Consider the following 4,489-nt stretch of genomic DNA (forward strand, 5'->3'; position numbering starts at 1 on the left):
GGGGGGGGGGGGGGGGGGGGGGGGGGGGGGGGGGGGGGGGGGGGGGGGGGGGGGGGGGGGGGGGGGGGGGGGGGGGGGGGGGGGGGGGGGGGGGGTCGCCGGCGAGGATGGTGTGGAAGACGTCGTTGAGTGCGGGGCCGGGGTCGATGCCCAGTTCGTCGGCGAGGATCTCGCGGGCGCGCTGGTATTCGGCGAGGGCGTCGGCCTGGCGGCCGGTGCGGTGGAGGGCGGTCATGAGCTGGGCGCGCAGGCGTTCGCGGACGGGGTGGGCTTCGACGAGGGCGGTGAGTTCGCCGACGAGGGCGTCGTGGCGGCCGAGGGCGAGGTCGGCGGCGATGCGGCCTTCGAGGGCGGCCATGCGGGCTTCTTCGAGGCGTGGGAGTTCGATGCGGGCGAGGTGTTCGGTGACGCCGCCGAGGGCGGGGCCGCGCCACAGGGCGAGGGCGGCGGCGAGGTGGTCGGCGGCGGCGTGGTGGCGGTGGGCGGCGGCGGCGTGGTGGCCGGCGGCGGCGAGGCGGTGGAACTCGGTGTGGTCGAGGGTGGCGTCGGCCAGGACGAGGCGGTAGCCGGGGCGGGGGCGTCGCGTGCGGCGGGTCCGCGGTCCGGGTGGGGCGCGGTGGCGGGTTCCCGGCCGGTGGGTGCGGGCCGCGGGCCGCGGGCGGCGGCCTGGCGGGGCCGGCCGGGCCTGCGGGGTGTGCGGGGTGTGCGTGCCGGGGCGTCGGCCCGCCGTGGTGTGCCGCGTGTGCCGCGCCGGCGCCCCCGGTCGGGCGGGGCGGCCGGGCGGCGGGTGGGCCTGTGCGCCGGTTTCCCCCCGGGGGTGTGCGGAGCGGTTTTGACGCTACCAGCCGCGGATCGCGGTGCGACAGATGATTTCCGCATGCGCCCGCGTGCCTTTCGCACGGGGCGCGGGGGCGGCGGGGGGCGGTGGGGGGGGCGGTGGGGGGCGGGCTCAGCCGGGGGCGTTCAGGCGGGGCGGGTGGTGGGCGCTGCACAGGCGCAGCAGCCGGTTGAGGGCTTCCCGGCGGCGGGCGGGGGGTTCGCGTTGGGCGCACTCGGCGGCGTAGATGCCGATGAGGCTGTGGAAGCGGTAGCGGTGGCCGGGTTCCTCCTGGAGGAGGTGGTGGGCGGTCAGGAGGGCGAGCAGGCGGCGGGTGGTGTCGCGGTCGGTCTCGGCGAGGGTGGCGGCGATCTGGAGGGTGAAGGGGCTGCGGCACAGGCCGAGGTGGCGGAACATGCGGGCGGCGTCGGCGGGCAGGGCCTGGTAGGAGGCCTCGAAGACGCTGCGCAGGCTGGCGGTGGCGTCGTCCTGGACGGTGAGGCGGTCGAGGCGGCCGTGTTCGGCGGTGTACTGGTCGACCAGGGTTTCGAGGGGGGTGTCGGGGTTGGCGACCAGGGCGTCGGCGACGATGCGCAGGGCCAGGGGCAGTCCTCCGCACAGGGCGCTCAGGCGGGTGGTGGCCGGGTCGTGGGCGGTGAGGCGGCCGCCGGCCAGGGCGGTGAGCAGGCGGGCGGAGTCCTCGTCGGTGAGGGGTCCGATGGTGAGCAGGTGGGCGCCGTCGCGTGCGGCGAGGCCGCTGAGGCGCCGGCGGCTGGTGGCCAGGACGCAGGAGGAGCCGCGGGGGATGAGCGGGCGCAGCTGGTCGGCGCCGGGGGCGTCGTCGAGGACGACGAGCATGCGCCGGCCGTGCAGGAGGCTGCGGTAGAGGGTGGTGCGGGCGGCCGGGCCCTGGGGCATGCGGGAGGCGTGGACGCCCAGGCCGGTGAGGAGTTGGCCCAGGGCGTCGGCGGCGGCCAGGGGCCGGCCCCGGGGGGCGGTGGCGTGCAGGTCGACGTAGAGCTGGCCGTCGGGGTAGCGGTCGGTGAGGCGGTGGGCCAGTTCCAGGACGAGGGCGGACTTGCCGGCGCCGGCGGGGCCGTCGACGACGGCGACGGGGGTGGTGGCGCCGTGGCGGGGGAGGTCGGCGCCGAGGAGGGCGGCGAGGTGGGCGAGTTCCTTGGTGCGGCCGATGAATCCGCGGGCCAGGGGCGGGAGTTGGGCGGGTCTTGGGGTGGTGTGGAAGGGGTGGTCGCGGGTGGCGGGCGGCGGGGGCGGCGGGGTGTCGGGGCGGGACGTGTGAGGAACGTGGAGGGCGTGGGGTGCGGGTGCGTGGACGTGGGGTGCGTGGGCGTGGGTGTGGGCGTGGGGTGCGTGGGCGGGGGTGTGGGGGGCGGGGTGTCCGGCGAGGATCTGCCGGTGGAGGGTGCGCAGGTCGGGGCCGGGTTCGATGCCCAGTTCGCTGCGGAGCAGTTCGCGGGTGTCCTCGTACAGGCGCAGGGCGTGGGCCTGACGCCCGCTGCGGTAGAGGGCGAGGATGAGCAGCCAGCGCAGTTTCTCGCGCAGGGGTTCCTCGGCGATCGCGCCGGTGAGTTCGGTGACCGTTTCGACGTGGCGGCCGGCGGCGAGCATGCTGTCGGCCCGTTCCTCCACGGCGGTCAGGCGCAGGTCGCGCAGGCGGGTGCGTTCCATGGCGGCGAAGGGGCCGGGCACGGCGGTGCAGGCCTCGCCGTGCCACAGGGCGAGGGCCTGTTCGTAACGGCGCAGGGCCGCTTCGGTGTTGCCTTCGGCGCGTGACCTGCGGGCGTCGTTGTGGGTGCGGGTGAAGAGGGTGGCGTCGACGTCGGCGGGGTCCATCCGCAGGCAGTAGCCGCCGGATCCGGAGGCCAGGAGCGCGTCGGCGGCCCGGGTGGTGCGTCCGGGTTCCAGGGCACGGCGCAGGCCGGCGACGTAGGTGTGGACGCCGTTGGCGGCGGTGTGGGGGACGTCGGTGCCCCAGAGGGCGTCGACGATGCCCTCGACGCCGACGACGTCGCCTGCGCGGCTGGCGAGCAGGGCGAGGACGGCCCGCTGTTTGGGCGGGCCCAGGGTCACCTCCGTGCCGTGGCGCCAGGCGCGTACCGGTCCCAGGAGCTGGATGCGCAGGGGTGCTGCTGGTGCGGCCATGGGTCACTCGCCTCCTGACGTGGTGGTGCCTCCCGCGGCGCACGGGTGCGTGCGGACGGGGGCGCAAGGTGGCCGGCGCCGCGCACGGTCACGGGCCCGGTCGCGGTCCCGGTCGCGGGCCCGGTGGTGTGCACGGCGGTGTGCACGGTCGCGGGCCCGGTCGTGTGCCCGGTCGCGGGCCCGGTGGTGTGCACGGCGGTGTGCACGGTCGCGGTCCCGGTCGTGTGCACGGTCGCGGGCCCGGTCGTGTGCACGGTCGCGGGCCCGGTCGCGGGCCCGGTCGCGGGCCCGGTCGTGTGCACGGTCGCGGGCCCGATGGTGCGCACGGCGGTGGTCCCGGTGGTGTGCCGGGTCTGCCGTTTCTGCGTTCCGGTGTGGTGCGGCGCGGTTTTCGCCCGGCGTTTTCCGTCGCGGCGGGGGTGAATGCGGCGGGGCGGGCGCGGGGGCCGTGCCGTTATTGCGCCGGATATGGTCCGGGCGGCGGGAACGGGGGAGGCGGTGATTCCGTTTGCGGCGGCGGGCTGGGCCGCCGGGGAGCGGTGCGCCGGTGCCGGCACATCAAAGCCCCTGGCCGGTCCGCCGGTCAAGGGCGGGCCGGGCGTGTTCGCCCCGCGCACGTTTCCCCCGTCCCCCTTTTTTTATCGGCCCGCACGGCGCAGGCGTGAGGATGTCGCGGGCGTGCGCGCATAAGACCGCAAAGGGTGTCACGCGTGATCACAGTAGCGGTGGCGTCTCGGGGTTGTCACCCCTGCCGCGGCCGGCCCGGGGCCCGGTGGCGGGAGCGGGGCAGGCGGGGCGGCCGGGGCCCGGCGCGCGTCGGGGCGGCGGGAGCGGGTACACGGTCCTGACGGTGCGCCAGGTCCGTGCCGGCAGGGGCCGGAAGGGGCCGGCGGCGGGCCGGGCGGCGTACCGGGTCCGGCCGGACGGGGCCGGGTGGAAGGGGCCGTCGGCGTGCCTGGGCGGCGGGCCGGGCGGTGGTGGCGGCCGGTCCGATGGTGCGTCAGGCGGTGTGCGGGGTGCGCTGGTTGGTGCCGTGGGTTTCCCGTGCGGGGCGGGGGCGGGGTGCGGGCGGGGCTCCCTGCCCCCGCCGCGCCCCTTCTCCCCTGCTCCCCGGCCCCGGCTCCCCCGCGTCCCCGTGCTCCGGGCCTTCCCGTGCGTCCCGGCCTGCCCGGCGCTGCGGCGGCGCCGTCCTGCGGTACCCCCTTCGCGGCGCCGGGCCGGCGGCGCGCGGGACGGGCGGGCAGCGCCGGCGGGGGGCGGGACGGGCGGGGGCGGCCGGGGGCGGGGGCGGCCGGGGGCGGGCGGGTATTGATTTCTCCGTCCCTTGTATGTGAAACGCACGGGGGCGTGTGCGGAAATAACCTGTCGCGGCGCGATCGGCGGCTGGTAGCGTCGGGATCGTTCCGCGGATTTCGGGCGGGGAGCCGGCGGGAAATGCCCGCCGGCGGCCGGGCCGGCCGCTGCGGGAAATGTGCGCCGCCGGGCGCGTGGGCGCGCCACCGGGGTGGG

General features: G+C 78.1%; 2 protein-coding genes. Both read right to left on the reverse strand.

The genetic code is table 11. From position 1 onward, the window contains the following. A partial coding sequence (locus ACFC1F_RS42740) for an AfsR/SARP family transcriptional regulator (RefSeq protein ID WP_376167159.1) occupies window positions 1–553 on the reverse strand: 553 nt, incomplete at its 3' end. Window positions 554–949: 396 nt separating this feature from the next. Beyond that, window positions 950–2,980, reverse strand: coding sequence for a BTAD domain-containing putative transcriptional regulator (locus ACFC1F_RS42745; protein ID WP_376167157.1), 2,031 nt, complete (start codon window positions 2,978–2,980; stop codon window positions 950–952). Window positions 2,981–4,489: the final 1,509 nt, after the last annotated feature.

This window comes from Kitasatospora sp. NPDC056181, assembly GCF_042266225.1.
Lineage (GTDB): Bacteria > Actinomycetota > Actinomycetes > Streptomycetales > Streptomycetaceae > Kitasatospora.